At 62.9% G+C, this 13,768-nt stretch carries 13 protein-coding genes; 7 read left to right on the top strand and 6 right to left on the bottom strand.

All coding sequences use genetic code 11. The features are described 5' to 3' along the window. Positions 1-5 precede the first annotated feature (5 nt). Positions 6-461, bottom strand: coding sequence for an Lrp/AsnC family transcriptional regulator (locus tag JQ863_RS14710; protein ID WP_204114907.1), 456 nt, complete (start codon positions 459-461; stop codon positions 6-8). A gap of 151 nt (positions 462-612) precedes the next feature. Between JQ863_RS14710 and hppD the strand changes: the two genes are divergently transcribed. Beyond that, entirely contained in the window at positions 613-1,710 is a 1,098-nt protein-coding gene (hppD, locus tag JQ863_RS14705; RefSeq protein WP_204114906.1) for a 4-hydroxyphenylpyruvate dioxygenase, read from the top strand. An 87-nt stretch (positions 1,711-1,797) separates the two neighbouring features. Here hppD and JQ863_RS14700 read toward each other — a convergent pair whose 3' ends face one another. Continuing rightward, positions 1,798-2,649 carry a 1-acyl-sn-glycerol-3-phosphate acyltransferase gene (locus JQ863_RS14700; RefSeq protein ID WP_204114905.1) on the bottom strand — a complete coding sequence of 284 codons (852 nt, stop codon included), beginning with the start codon at positions 2,647-2,649 and terminating at the stop codon, positions 1,798-1,800. Positions 2,650-2,751: 102 nt separating this feature from the next. Next, a complete protein-coding gene (locus JQ863_RS14695) occupies positions 2,752-5,211 on the bottom strand; it encodes a hypothetical protein (RefSeq protein WP_204114904.1) in 2,460 nt (819 codons plus the stop codon). A gap of 163 nt (positions 5,212-5,374) precedes the next feature. Between JQ863_RS14695 and JQ863_RS14690 the strand changes: the two genes are divergently transcribed. After that, positions 5,375-6,058 carry an SIMPL domain-containing protein gene (locus JQ863_RS14690; RefSeq protein WP_204114903.1) on the top strand — a complete coding sequence of 228 codons (684 nt, stop codon included), beginning with the start codon at positions 5,375-5,377 and terminating at the stop codon, positions 6,056-6,058. Between the two features lie 57 nt (positions 6,059-6,115). On the opposite strand, the gene JQ863_RS14685 is transcribed toward JQ863_RS14690, so the two are convergent. After that, positions 6,116-7,462, bottom strand: a complete 1,347-nt coding sequence (locus tag JQ863_RS14685) for an O-acetylhomoserine aminocarboxypropyltransferase/cysteine synthase family protein (protein WP_204114902.1) — start codon at positions 7,460-7,462, stop codon at positions 6,116-6,118. Positions 7,463-7,587: 125 nt separating this feature from the next. Beyond that, positions 7,588-8,592, bottom strand: coding sequence for a hypothetical protein (locus JQ863_RS14680; protein ID WP_204114901.1), 1,005 nt, complete (start codon positions 8,590-8,592; stop codon positions 7,588-7,590). Positions 8,593-8,708: 116 nt separating this feature from the next. Between JQ863_RS14680 and JQ863_RS14675 the strand changes: the two genes are divergently transcribed. Then, the gene (locus JQ863_RS14675; RefSeq protein ID WP_204114900.1) at positions 8,709-9,149 is read left to right on the top strand and encodes a hypothetical protein; all 441 of its coding nucleotides are present in this window, start codon (positions 8,709-8,711) and stop codon (positions 9,147-9,149) included. On the opposite strand, the gene JQ863_RS14670 is transcribed toward JQ863_RS14675, so the two are convergent. Next, positions 9,119-9,811 (bottom strand): TetR/AcrR family transcriptional regulator, encoded by a 693-nt coding sequence (locus JQ863_RS14670; protein WP_204114899.1) that lies wholly within the window; start codon positions 9,809-9,811, stop codon positions 9,119-9,121. The genes JQ863_RS14675 and JQ863_RS14670 overlap by 31 nt on opposite strands. A 60-nt stretch (positions 9,812-9,871) precedes the next feature. Here JQ863_RS14670 and JQ863_RS14665 point away from each other — a divergent pair, with 60 nt between their 5' ends. Genes JQ863_RS14665 through JQ863_RS14650 form a run of 4 tightly spaced genes read left to right on the top strand, consistent with a single transcriptional unit; the run spans position 9,872 to position 13,765 of the window. Then, a complete protein-coding gene (locus tag JQ863_RS14665) occupies positions 9,872-11,191 on the top strand; it encodes a flavin-containing monooxygenase (protein ID WP_204114898.1) in 1,320 nt (439 codons plus the stop codon). Further along, positions 11,188-12,090: a bile acid:sodium symporter family protein gene (locus JQ863_RS14660; protein WP_204114897.1), complete on the top strand. Its 903-nt coding sequence runs from the start codon at positions 11,188-11,190 to the stop codon at positions 12,088-12,090. Before JQ863_RS14665 ends, JQ863_RS14660 begins: the two co-directional genes overlap by 4 nt. Continuing rightward, positions 12,087-13,016 carry an SDR family oxidoreductase gene (locus tag JQ863_RS14655; RefSeq protein WP_204114896.1) on the top strand — a complete coding sequence of 310 codons (930 nt, stop codon included), beginning with the start codon at positions 12,087-12,089 and terminating at the stop codon, positions 13,014-13,016. The genes JQ863_RS14660 and JQ863_RS14655 overlap by 4 nt, the downstream gene beginning before the upstream one ends. Further along, on the top strand, positions 13,013-13,765 hold the full coding sequence (locus JQ863_RS14650; RefSeq protein ID WP_204114895.1) for an SDR family NAD(P)-dependent oxidoreductase: 753 nt from the start codon (positions 13,013-13,015) through the stop codon (positions 13,763-13,765). Before JQ863_RS14655 ends, JQ863_RS14650 begins: the two co-directional genes overlap by 4 nt. The last annotated feature ends 3 nt before the right edge of the window (positions 13,766-13,768 follow it).

Here is a 13,768-nt window from a genome sequence, read left to right as displayed (position 1 = left end):
GTCCATCACGTGGGCAGCGGCGCGTCGCGTTTGAACTGGTCCATCACGATCTGGCTTTGCACCCGGCTTACCGCTGGATGTGGCAGTAAAGTTTCGTGAATCAAGCTGTTCAGCGCGGCAAGGTCTTCACAATAGACCCTCAGCAGGTAATCCGCATCCCCCGTCAGGGTCCAGGCGCTGACAATTTCCGGTCGGGTGTTCACAAGTCTCGCAAAGCTTTTTGACTGTTCCGGCCCGTGAATCCCAAGACTGACCTGCACAAAGGCCTGCACCGACAGGCCCAGCTTCTTGGCGTCCAGCCGCGCCGCGTAGTTCTGGATATAGCCTTCCGCCTCAAGCCGCTGCCGCCGCCGTCCGGCCTGGCTGGGCGACAGGTTCAGTATTTCTCCCAGTTGCTGCGCGGTCAGATGGGCGTCTTTTTGCAGGGCAGCAAGGAGTCGGGTGTCGGTGTCATCGAGCATGTGCGGGGAATTCCGAAAAATTGGCAATTGTGTGCGATACTCGCGCAAAATACGCAGTCTGAACACCCAAATTCGCGGAAAACCCGCGCTGCGTTGCGAATATATTGCATTCAGCGAACATCTTTACCTTCAGTCCAACAGGAGACGCGACATGGGTCCCTTCCCGCACGAAGCACCAAAAGCCACCATTTCCCCGCAAAACCCCGCCGGCACGGATGGGTTCGAATTTGTCGAATTCGCCCATCCCGATCCACAGGAGCTTCGTGACCTGTTTGCTCGCATGGGCTATGCCAAGACCGCCCAGCACAAGACCAAGAACATCGAACTGTGGCAGCAGGGCGATGTGACCTATGTGCTGAACGCCGAACCGGGCAGCTTTGCCGCCAAGTTCGTCGAGGAACACGGGCCCTGCGCGCCTTCGATGGCGTGGCGCGTGGTGGACGCAAAGGTTGCATTTGACCATGCCGTGTCCAAGGGCGCGATACCTTACGAGGGCGACGGCAAGGCGCTGGATGTGCCCGCGATTTATGGCATCGGCGGCAGCCTTCTCTATTTCGTTGACCAATATGGCGAGGGCGCGGATGCCTATGCCGCCGAATACGACTATGTCAGCGACAAGAAACCGGCGGGCGACGGGTTCTATTATCTCGACCATCTGACCCACAATGTCTTCAAGGGCAACATGGACAAGTGGTTCAAATTCTATGGCGACCTGTTCAACTTCCGCGAAATCCGCTTTTTCGACATCCAGGGCAAATATACCGGCCTGTTTTCCCGCGCATTGACCTCGCCCGATGGCCGTATCCGCATCCCGATCAACGAGGACCGCGGCGAGACCGGGCAGATCGTCAGCTATCTCAAGAAATACAACGGCGAAGGCATCCAGCACATCGCCGTGGGCTCGGACGACATCTATACCTCGACCGACAAGATCGCCGCCAAGGGGCTGAAATTCATGCCCGGTCCGAATGAAACCTATTACGACCTCAGCTATGAGCGTGTGAAAGGCCATGACGAGCCCAAGGACCGGATGATGAAACACGGCATCCTGATCGACGGCGAAGGGGTTGTCGACGGGGGTGAAACCAAGATCCTGTTGCAGATCTTCTCGAAAACGGTGATCGGCCCAATCTTCTTCGAGTTCATCCAGCGTAAGGGCGATGATGGTTTCGGTGAGGGCAACTTCAAGGCGCTGTTTGAGTCGATCGAGCGCGAGCAGATCGAGAACGGCGAAATCGCCGCCGAATGACAAGCAGGCGATAGGCCCGGTCCAACCGGGGGGAGGGGGCGCCGTCGATCTTCGGGTCGGCGGCGTTTTTGTCGTCACGCGGCCATGTCAGACCGGGTGGTACAGCCCCGGCACCAGCGCCTCGGCTGCGGCCTTGATCTCGTCCGGGGGCGTTCCCGGAGGCAACGCGGGCCCGTAATGCACGTCATACGTCCCGCCCAGCTTGGCCAGCAGTTCCGAGACATAGCGCAGCGACGCCACTTCCCGCGCCAGATCGTCATTGCCCCGGCTCAGCCAGCCGACCAACCGACGGGTGCGGTAGTAATGGCGCGAGTTTCTCATGTCCGGCGAGGCGGGGATGATCGGGGCGTTTGCGCTTTCCGACATGCGCGTTGGCCCAAGGCGCCACGGCGGTTCCACCAGCAACCCGTTCTCCATTCGCGGCACCCGTCCCGAGCCAAAGATCAGCAGCGCCCCGCCCGCGTCCAGATGGGACTGCATCGCGGCGTGGGTGGCGCGGGCAGAGGTGGCGTTGTTGTGCTTGTCCAGATCGACGGGGATCAGGATGTCCTTGCCGAGAAAACGCTCGGATTCGCGGTTGGCGATCACCTTCAGATCGGGGCGGTGCGGCAGAAGCGCCCCGGCATGGACGATGAAGTCATAGGTGCCAACGGGATGGGTCGAGGCGATGACAACCGCGCCTTCGCGTGGAATGTTCTCCACCCCATGCGCCGTGATCGTGGTGCCACCCTTCATCGCCAGCAACGCATCGACCAGTTCCAGCCCGGTCCGGCCGTCCAGTTCGATCAGCGTCGCCTCGGCCTCGCGCAGCGCGAAAAAGCTTTGACCCGTGAAAACCTTGTTGCCGACATCGATGAGCTGCATCAGGATCCGCAACGCCTTCAGTCGAAACCTGGCGCCTTCCCTGATCCGCAGACGGGCGCGAAGAAGCTCGTCCATCGGGTTGTTATTGTTTGATCTTGCCAAGTCTCTTCCAGTGGTCCGCCCGAAGTGGAGACCACGCTAGCACAACCGGCCCGAGGTCTGCAGCCTCAAATGGTGTCAGCTCTTGGGCAGGGTCAGCACCAAGTTTCGGCCACCTTTCTGATAGCGCAATTCCTGATCGCCAATGGCCACGACCTTGCCGCCATCGATGCGGTCGCCGACCTTGACCTTCTTGTAACGGCTGTTCGGAAGGCGAACCAAGGCACGACGGTCGTTGGCCGTGCCGTATACGCCAATCAGGTTCACTTTTCGAAGGTTGATCGCGTTCTTCATCGTTGCCTGTCGCGCGACCGAGGCCGAGGACGGGATGCTGGGCGTAACCGAAGCGGACACCGGGGTTGCCACCGCCACCTCTTTCGGCATCGCCCGATCCACGATCTGGGCAAAATTCGACGGCCGGACTCGGGGCTTCAACGAGGCAACGATCGCCTGATCCGTCTTTGCGGTGTCCCGCTCTGCCTGTGCCTTTTCGGTTGCGGGGCGCATTTTGGGGCGAACCGAGGCAAGTTCGTCCAGCGTATACCCACCGGTCTGGCTGCGCTCGACCCGGTCCGCCATGTTGCCCGGACGCAGGCGGGGGCGAATTTCGGCAAGCAGGGCCAGCTTCACCGCATCCGATTCCGGGCTGGCGTCGTCAGCGCGTTCTGGCAGAGCCTTCGGCAGCACGGAAGGTTTGCCAAGGAACACCGTGATCCCCTCGGGGGTCAGGGCCCCTTCGCGCGTGGCAACGACCAACCCGTTTTCATCAAACTGGAACGTGGTGCCGGACGGCGGCGGCACCGGCTGGCGGTCCATGGCCTTGTCCGTATGTTCGGGATTTGCCTCGGGCAGGGCAATCGCGTCATGGGCCAGGTCCGCAGGGTCGATCGAGGCGATGTAGATATCGTCTATCTGCCCGATGGTCGGGGTGGCGGGCTGATCGGGGCCGCGTTCCCAGATGCCGGTGACCGCATATCGGGCCTGCGCGTCGGCCTCGCTCAGAAGCGGGGCGGGCTCTGGCTCGGGTTCCGGTTCGGCCATGCTGTCTTCGAGAAGTGCAAGGTCGTCGCCCTCGTTGCGCAGGTCGATCATGGCGACCTCATCCGGGGGGACAGCCGTGGTCAGGGCGGTCACGACTGGCACGTCCTCGGGGGCGATCACGGGGGTTTCCACCGGTGCTTCGTCCGGGTCGCTTACGGCGATCTGCGGTGCGTTCTCGCGCCCGAACAGGCCAGCGACCCCATCTTCAAGGAACAGCGCCGCCCATGCCGCGACCCCTGCAAGGAACAGCAGCAACAGTACGGTGAGGGCAAGGCCAAGGAAACGGGGCTTGCCGCCGACCTCGGTCTCGCGCGCGCCGAAAATCGTCATGCGGCGCTTTTCATCGGTGCCGTCGTCGGGCGCACCCTCGTCGGGATCGGCATGGGGCGTCCGGCTGTTCACTGGTCCGTTGGCGGCGGCGGGCGTGATCGCGGCAGGCGCAGCCCGGCTTGCCCGGCGGCTGAAGAAGGATGTCGCGACGCCGTTGGACTTGGCCTGGTCCTCTTCCTCCGGCTCGTCGATCACCGGGTCGGCGCGCAGGCCTTTGATCAGGCTGGCGGGGTCGAAACGCAACTGGGCCGACACCCTGTCATCCGTGTCCGCAGCTTCGCCCGAGGGCGGCTGGATAACAGGAGCGGTCGCGCCCACGTCGTCACGTGTGACGCCGGACAGGGACTTGGTTGCATCGGCAGTGTCGTCCCGCCGCGCACGGATGCTGGCGAAGGCGGCCGGCGCCGGTGCGCGCGTGTCGATGGCGACTTGCCGTGCCGTGTCCGCAGGGCTGCCGTCTTCCGACGATGTTGCGTCAACTTCGTCCGCACCAGTCAGGCGAAGCGGCGCAACCGCAGTCTCAGCCGTGGGCTTGGTCGCGGGCGCGGCTTGCGGTTCGGGGGGCGCTTCAGGTTCGGATGCCGGGGCAGGCGGTTCCTGCGATGCAGGTTGCGCGGCAGGCAGAGGACCTCGCGCAGTAATGCTGATAACCACCGGGTCGTGTTCATGCAGCGCATCGGGATGTTCGCCAGCAAAGCGGGTCGCACCGAAATCCGGGGCCTGGGGAAAGCTGTCCTCGGGCGGGATTGCGGTGAAGCCGACGGGCCGGAATCCGTGATCCACGGCAAAGCTCTCGGCCTCGTCCAATGTTTCGCGGGCGACCGCTGCAACATGGGTCATGCGCCCGTTTGCGGCTATGTCGAAACTCAGATCATCCACGCCATAGGGGGTTGCCGCTTCCAGCGCCTCTGCCGCCTTTACGCGGCGCACCTCGTCGCGGGCGCGGCCGGTTTCCAACGACAGATATCGGATCTGGTCGTTGGGCAGCACCAGCACACAGCGGAAATCCGCCGCGATCGCCTCACCCATCTCGCGCAGCGCACCAAGCGCCTGGGTCAGGTCGTCCGAGGCCAGCGGCACTTCGTCCAGAAGGCGCCAGCCGCCCGACTCTCGGTAGAGCAGCCCAATGCCTTCAAAAGACAGGGAAAGCGCAAATTCCGGTCTCATATTCCTGTTGGTTCCTCGGTCCCCATCAGACGAAGATTGCCCGATAACACGGCGATTTTATAGCAGGAATCCGCCGAGGCAAAGAAAAAGACCGGGGGCGGGGTCGGGTTCGGGCGCGCCAGCCTCTAGATTGGAGGCACGAGGTCAAACAAGGGGGGGCGCGATGCGTCTTTTTGCAGTCATTTTTCTGGTGGCCGGGTTGTCCGGTCCCGCATTCGCAGACGCCGGCAGGATCGAGGTCACAGGGATCGGAACGGTCGAGGCCGCGCCCGACATGGCGGTGATCACGCTGGGCGCCGAGGCGCAGGCAGACACAGCGCGCGACGCCATGCAGCAGGTCAGCGATATCACACACGCCATCCTTTCACGTCTGGGTCGGGCCGGGATCGCGCCGCGCGACATGCAGACAAGCGATCTGTCGCTGCATCCCGTCTGGTCCAATTACAACTCTGGCGACACGCGCAGGATTACCGGCTTTTCGGCCAGCAACCGGGTGACGGTGCGGGTCCGGGACATGCTGGCGCTGGGCGGCGTCCTTGATGCCGTGTTGAAGGACGGTGCCAACCAGTTCTCGGGGCTGCAATTCACCGTCCAGAACCCCAAGCCGCTGATGCAGGATGCCCGCCGTGCCGCCGTCGCGGATGCCCGCGAAAAGGCCGAGCTTTACGCCGAGGCCGCCGGGGTCAAGCTTGGGGCGGTTGTGCTGATTTCCGAGGCGGGCTCACCGGCGCCGCGCCCGGTGATGATGGAACGCGCCATGGCCGCTGACAGTGCTGGCGTTCCTGTCGCCGCCGGAGAGGTTTCGCTGGAGGCGCGGGTCTCGGTCATTTTCGAGATCGCGGAATAACCCAACACAAAAGGCCGCGCGGGGAAACGCGCGGCCTTTGCTTCAATGCGTCACTGGTCAGGCGTGAGCGCGTTTCAGCGCCTTGTCGAGATCCCGGATCAGGTCGTCGGCATCCTCAATCCCGATCGAGATACGCACGACATTAGGCCCGGCGCCCGCCGCTTCCTGTTGTTCCGGCGTCAGCTGTCGGTGGGTGGTCGAGGCAGAGTGGATCACCAGAGACCGGGTGTCGCCTAGGTTCGCGACGTGGCTGAAGATTTCGAGGCTGTCGACGAACTTGACGCAGGCGTCATAGCCCCCTTTCAGCGCCACGGTGAACAGCGCGCCCGCCCCCTTGGGACAGATCGTGCCGACACGCGCCTTGTAAGGTGACGAGTCGAGCCCGGCATATGTGACGTAATCGACGTTTTCGTGGCCTTCCAGCCAGTTGGCTACCTTTTCGGCGTTTTCGACATGGCGTTCCATGCGCAGGGACAGGGTCTCGATCCCCATCAGCGTGTAATGCGCCGCCTGCGGGTTCATGGTCATGCCAAGGTCGCGCAGGCCGATGGCGATGCCGTGGAAGGTAAAGGCCAGCGGGCCGAAGGTCTCGTGGAACTTGAGCCCGTGATAGGCCGGTTCCGGCTGGCTGAGCGAGGGGAACTTGTCATTGGCGGACCAGTCGAATTTGCCTGAATCCACCACGCAGCCGCCGGTCACGGTGCCATTGCCGGTCAGGTATTTCGTGGTCGAATGCACCACCAGCGTCGCGCCGAGGCTGATCGGGTTGCACAGGTAAGGCGTGGCCGAGGTGTTGTCGACAATCAGCGGGATCCCGGCCTTGTCGGCGATTTTGGCAATCGCCGGGATGTCGGTGATATAGCCGCCGGGGTTGGCGATGGATTCACAGAAAACCGCACGGGTGTCCTCGTTGATGGCGGCGGCAACGGCAGCCTCGTCATCGAAATCGACAAAGGTCGCCGACCAGCCGAAGCGCTTGATGGTCTGGCTGAACTGGGTGACCGTGCCACCGTAGAGGCGGGTCGAGGCGACCACGTTGGTGCCCGGTCCCATCAGTGGAAACAGCGCCATGATCTGCGCCGCATGCCCGGACGAGCAGCAGACCGCCCCGACGCCGCCTTCCAGCGTGGCAATCCGTTCCTGCAGCACCGCGACCGTGGGGTTGGTCAGGCGGGAATAGATGAAACCCACTTCCTGAAGGTTGAACAACGCGGCGGCGTGTTCGGCATCGCGGAAGACATAGGCCGTGGTCTGGTAGATCGGCGTCTGGCGCGCGCCGGTCGCGGGATCGGGGCGGGCGCCCGCGTGGATTTGAAGCGTGTCGACCCCCCTGGCCGGCCCGGCGGACTTCCAATTCTCCCCCCGACCTAAACTGCTTGTTGAAGGTTTTACGCGACTGGTCATGGCTCGCCATTGCCCCCCCCCCCCCGGGGGGGGGGGGGGGGGCGGGGGCGCTGCCCCCTCTTGGCTGCGCCAATTCACCCCCGGGGTATTTCTGACCAGCAAAAAGGGTTGGCCAAAAAAGGTTGTCAGCGCATCCAGAAGCCGTTGCGCTTGATCGTGTTGCGGAGGGCGCGTTCCTTGCGGGGCAGGTTGTCCTGGTCAAACAGCGCGCGCACCTTGTGGCCGCGCGCCTGATAGATCATGCGCTTGAACGGGTCGTATTGCTTCAGCACCTTCTTGATCCGGTTCGGCGCCGTCACCTGTTCCAGTGCCTCGACAACGCGGTCGTTTTCGCGGGCGTAGAGCAGGGGCAGAAGGCGGTAATGGCAGGTCACATCGCCATCGAGATAGCCGGGTTCAAGCGCGTCACGCCCACCGCCGAAACTGTGGATGACGAGCGGCAGCGCGACCTGATCCAGCCACGGGTTCAGGGACTGGCACACCAATTCGCGGGGCGGGTTGTCGCGAATTTCGGTGGCGTAGTCGAGGAAGCGCTGACCGAATTCATGCGGGCAGCGGTAATAGAAGAAACCAGCGTTGAAATAGAGGTAACGGCGCCAGTATTCGTCGGGTTGCGACAGGTCGAGCGAGCTTTCGAAGTCTAGGCCGAACCGGTCGTAAAGCGATTTCCACGTTTCGGTATAACCCGGCCCGTAAAGTTCGATCTCGGGCCAGGTGCCTTCGACCTTCAGGCTGGCCGAGGGAAGGTCGAAGTCGAAAGGGACTGTGTCCAGGTCGCCAAGAACCAGCGTGTCGGTGTCCAGAAACAGGAACGGTTCACCTTTGGGCAGGGCCAGAAGTGCCTCGATCTTGTTGCCATAGGGGTAAGTCTGGCCGAAGGCGTGAGAGTCGAACGGCAGGATTTCGGCGCCAAGGTCGCTCAGCAGGTCAAGCACGGCCGGGTTGTGAATGCGCGGGTCGTTTTCCCAGAGCGGACCCGGTTGCGGTTCGGCGACGAACAGGCGGCCCGCAAAGTTCGGGTTTGCGGCGCGCAGAGAGGCCGCAAAAAGGCACGCCTCGTATTGCAGGCGTCCGCCCTGGCCAACGATCATGATGTTGAACCGGGTTTTTCCCGACGCTTTCCTTGCCATTTGCCCTGCAGCCCTGCACCCTGTTTTGACATTACTATAAGCGGCGGGACGGTGGGGCAAAAGATGTGTTTGCCCGCTTCACCCATCGCGTGAGATTTTGGAAACAGGAGGTTGTAATGAATAGGTTTTTCTTGATCGCGGCATGGCTTTTTGCGACGGGTGCGGCGGCGGACGGCCATTTCGAGGCCGAGGATCAGTCCCCGACGGGCAAGTTCCTCAATGCCACCGAGACGCGGATGATCCTGGACGCCACCAAGGGCAGTTGGGTCGCCGTGCGCGAATATGATGGCCGCGACCTGGTCTATCTGACCCAGCTTCTGTCGTGGCGATGCGCGCTGCACCAGATCAGGTTTTCGGTCAATGGCGGTGAGATGCAGGTCTGGCCGATGGCGCCTTGTTACGCCGACGAACCGTCTGTGAACGCGCTGAAAGAGGGCGACCAGATCTATGTCGAATATGACCTCGGTTCGGTCCAGTCGGTCGAGATCGAGGTGCTGTATGACGACATGGGCACCGATACGGTCACCTATGACCGCGCCGCCGTGCTGATGCCCTGAGCGCGGCGCAGGCTGGCGTCGATCCCGGCGGCGCAGAAGGTCACCAATTCGTCCAGATGGCTGGCGGCGTCATCGCGCGGGTCGCCAAGGGCGGCGATCCGCCAGCGCGAGGTCAGAAGCGCCAGCATCGCCGAGACCGAATAGACAAATCCCGCCGCCACCGCCGGACGCGGGGCGGTCGGGTACAGCGCTGAAATCTCGTCGATGAAACGGCCTGCAGTGGGGTCGAAACAGACCGCGGCCAGTTCGCGCCAGCGCGGATCGGCCGAGACCATCGCCACGATCCGGGCATAGGCCAGCCATTGCCGCCCGCCGACCTCGGCCTTTTCCAGGTAGGGGCCAAAGAAGCATTCCAGCAGCGCGGTCAGGGTGATGGGGCCTTGTGCCTTGCGCGATTGCAGCGCGGTCAGCCGCAGCGCCGACAACTGATCCGCCCGCCGTGCGACCACTTTCCAGAACAGTTCCTCTTTGCTGCCCCCGTGGTGGCTGACAAGGCCCAGCCGCACCCCGGCTTGGGCCGCGATCGATCGCATGCCTGCCGCATCGAATCCCTCGGCTGCAAAGACCCGTTCGGCGGCATCGAAAATGCGTTCGCGCGTGGCCAGCGCCTTTTGTGAAGGCGCCCTTTGCCGTTGTTTTTCTTCCAGAAACTCTTGGGTCATGGATTCCTCTTGCCTTAAATTGGACGTTCGTTCAATCTAAAATCGAACGAGGGAGGATATATGGACGACACACGCAACAGGTTCGCCCTGATCGGGGCGGGGCCGATGGGCCTGGCTGCCGCCAAGGTGCTGGCCGAACAGGGCATCGCCTTTCAGGGGTTTGAGCTGCACAGCGATGTCGGCGGGCTGTGGGACATCGATGCGCCGCGCTCGACCATGTATGAGTCGGCGCACCTGATCTCGTCCAAGCGGATGACGGAATTCACCGACTTCCCGATGCGTGACGAGGTTGCCGAATACCCCTCGCACCGCGAAATGGCCCGCTATTTCCGCGACTTCGCCGATCACTTCGACCTGCGCCGCCACTACATCTTTGGAGCCGAAGTTCTACGCACCGAACCCGTCGGCGCGGATGGCGACGGCTGGCGCGTGGTCTGGCGAGACGCGGCGGGCGAACACGAGGCGGTGTTTGCCGGGGTATTGATCGCCAATGGCACATTGTCGGAACCCAATATGCCGCGGTTTGCCGGAGAGTTTTCCGGTGAGATGATCCATGCCAGCCAGTATCGCAATCCCACCCAGTTTGCCGGAAAACGGGTGCTGATCGTCGGGGCCGGGAACTCTGGCTGCGACATCGCGGTGGATGCGGTGCATCACGGGGCAAGCTGCGATATCTCGATGCGGCGGGGATATTACTTCGTGCCGAAATACGTCTTTGGCATGCCCGCCGACACGATGGGCGGCAAGATCAGGCTTCCGATGTGGTTGAAGCTCAAAGTGGACGGGCTGATCCTGAAGTGGTTTGTCGGCACGCCCGAGAAATATGGCTTCCCGAAACCCGACTATGCGCTTTACGAAAGTCACCCGGTCGTCAATTCGCTGGTGCTGTATCACGCTGGTCATGGCGACATCACAGTGCGCGCCGATATCGACCGGCTGGAGGGCAACACCGTCCATTTCAAGAACGGCACCAGTCGCGAGTATGACATGATCCTCGCCGCGACGGGCTACAAGTTGCATTACCCGTTCATCGACGACACCCTGTTGAACTGGCAGGGCGATGCACCGCATCTCTACCTCAACGCCATGCATCCCCAACGCGACGATCTGTTCGTGCTGGGCATGGTCGAGGCGACCGGGCTGGGCTGGCAGGGGCGTCACGAGCAGGCTGAAATGGTAGCCCGCCACCTGCGTGGTCTGCGTGACGGCGATCCGCAGGCCGAGGCGCTGAAAGCCGCGAAATCCGGCGCCTTTGACCGGGCCACCGGCGGAATGAACTATCTCAAGCTGGCGCGTATGGCCTATTACGTGGACAAGGCCACCTATCGCGGGGCCGTCACCGGTTGGATCGACCGTCTGTCGAAAGGAGCGCGCGCATGACCCCTGTGGATGATGTAGTCCTGAATTTTTCACCCGGTTCGCTGATGCTGCTGAACGGGATACTGGCGGTTGTGATGTTCTCGATCGCGATTGACCTCACGCCCGAAGATTTCAAGCGGCTGGCGCGAGCGCCGAAGCCGGTGATCGCCGGGCTGTTGTCTCAATTCATCGTGCTGCCGGTTCTGACTTTCGGTCTGGTCCTGCTGACGCAGCCGATCCCGTCGATCGCGCTGGGCCTGATCCTTGTCGCCGCCTGTCCCGGCGGCAATATCTCGAATTTCATCACCCATCGCGCCGGGGGCAATGCGGCGCTGTCGGTCAGCCTGACGGCGTTTTCGACTGTGGCGGCGATCTTTCTGACCCCGCTGAACATCGCCTTCTGGGGCAGCCTTTATGAACCCACCCGAGAGATCCTGCGCGCCACGTCGGTCGATCCGATCTCGGTGGCGATCACCGTGGGGCTGATGCTGGTTCTGCCCTTGGCTCTGGGGGTGACACTGAACGTCCGGCGCCCGGATGTCACGAAACGGCTGCGCACCCCGCTGCAATGGCTGTCGATGGCGATTTTCATCGCTTTTGTCGTCGCGGCGCTGTCGGCGAACTGGTCTTATTTCCTTGTTTATGCCGGGCTGGTGGCGGTTCTGGTCTTTGCCCATAACGGGTTGGCGCTTGCGGGTGGCTTCCTTGTCGGCTCGGCCATGCGTCTCAGCCCGTTTGACCGCCGTGCCATCACCATCGAAACCGGCATCCAGAACTCGGGCCTTGGGCTGATCCTGATCTTTGCCTTCTTTCACGGGCTTGGCGGAATGGCGGTCGTCGCGGCCTTCTGGGGCATCTGGCACATCTTCAGTGGCATGGCGCTGGCGGCTGTCTGGTCCCGGACCAAGGCCGCACGATGACGCGCATCCTGATCACCGGCGCGGGCGGTCTTGTCGGGCGCGCGCTGCTTGCGACGCTGGCGGGGCATGAGGTCATCGCAACCGACCATCGCCCGATCGACGACCTGCCCGACGGCATGCGCTTTGAAACACTGGACGTGACCGGCGGCGATCCGGCACGCGTCATCGCCGCGACACGGCCCGAGGTCATCATCCACCTTGCGTCCATCGTGACCCCGCCCAAGGGGGCGACGCGCGAATTCGCATACAAGGTCGACGTAACCGGCACTGAGAACGTGGTGCAGGCGGCACTAGCAAATGGCGTGCGGCGGCTGGTCGTGACCTCGTCCGGGGCGGCCTATGGCTATCACGCCGACAACCCCGTGCCGCTGGTCGAAAGCGACCCCGTGCGCGGCAATCCCGAATTCGCCTATTCCTGGCACAAGCGCCTTGTCGAGGAACGCCTTGGTGACATTCGCCAAAAGCATCCCGAACTGGAACAGGTGGTTTTGCGTGTCGGCACGGTTCTGGGACCGGGCAGCGAGAATCAGATCACCAACCTGTTTCGCAAACCCCGCCTTCTGGCGCTGTTCGGGGCCGAAAGCCCGTTTGTCTTCATCTGGACAGATGACCTTGCCCGTATCCTGGCCCGCGCCGCCACCGACGGTCCGCCCGGGATTTTCAACGTTGCCGGGGACGGCGCGCTTGGGGTCAGCGACCTGGCGCGGATCATGGAAAAGCCCGTGCTACGCCTGCCCGCTGCCGCGCTTCAGGCGGCGCTGGCGGTCGCAAAACCGCTTGGCATGTCGCGCTATGGGCCGGAACAGGTGCGTTTCCTGCAATACCGCCCGGTTCTCGACAATGCCGCCCTGAAATCCACGTTTGGCTACACGCCGCTGAAATCCTCGGAAGAGGTGTTTCGCATGTGGTGGGATGCGGCGGCATGAAGACGGCATTGGTTACCGGCGGGGCCGGGGGGCTGGGGCGCGCGCTGGCTGACGCGCTTGAGGGGCGCGGCTGGCGTCTTGTTCTGGTGGATCGGGACGTTTCGACGCTGACACCCAGCGATACGCGCATCCTTCATCAATGTGATCTCACCGACGCCGCCGAACTGCAAAACCTCTGCGCCGCGCTTAATGCCGAATACCCGCATCTGGACCTCGTGATCTATAACGCCGGCGTCACCCAGATCGGCGGGTTCGGCACTCAGGACCTTGCCGCGCATCGTCGCCTGTTCGAGGTCAATTACTTCGCCGCAATCACCATGGCACAGGCGCTTCTAATGCCCGTGCGCGCCGCCAAGGGCACCCATCTCGCCATGTCCTCGGTGGCGGGGTTTGCGCCGCTTTACCACCGCACCGCCTATGCCGCCTCCAAACACGCGCTTCAGGGGTTCTTTTCCTCGCTTCGGTCCGAGGAACGTCGGCACGGGGTCTCTGTCCGCATCGCCGCGCCCTCATTCGTCGCCACCAACCCCGGCGCGACCGCGCAGTATGGGTTGGAGCGCCCCGGTTCATCCAGTGACGGGATCGATGCAATGGATGCCACCACCGCCGCCGAGATCATCCTGAAAGGGCATGAGAGGGGCCGCGATTTCATCCCGGTTGGCCGGGTCTCGCGGCTGTCCTATCTTCTGAACCGCCTCACCCCCGCCTTCTATCAATACTTGATGGAACGCCGCATCAACGGGCATTGAGCC

Origin of the sequence: Shimia biformata, from assembly GCF_016888515.1 — a bacterium.
Lineage (GTDB): Bacteria > Pseudomonadota > Alphaproteobacteria > Rhodobacterales > Rhodobacteraceae > Shimia_A > Shimia_A biformata.
Note: the sequence above shows the minus strand (reverse complement) of the source record. Positions and strands in the feature narration are given on the sequence as shown.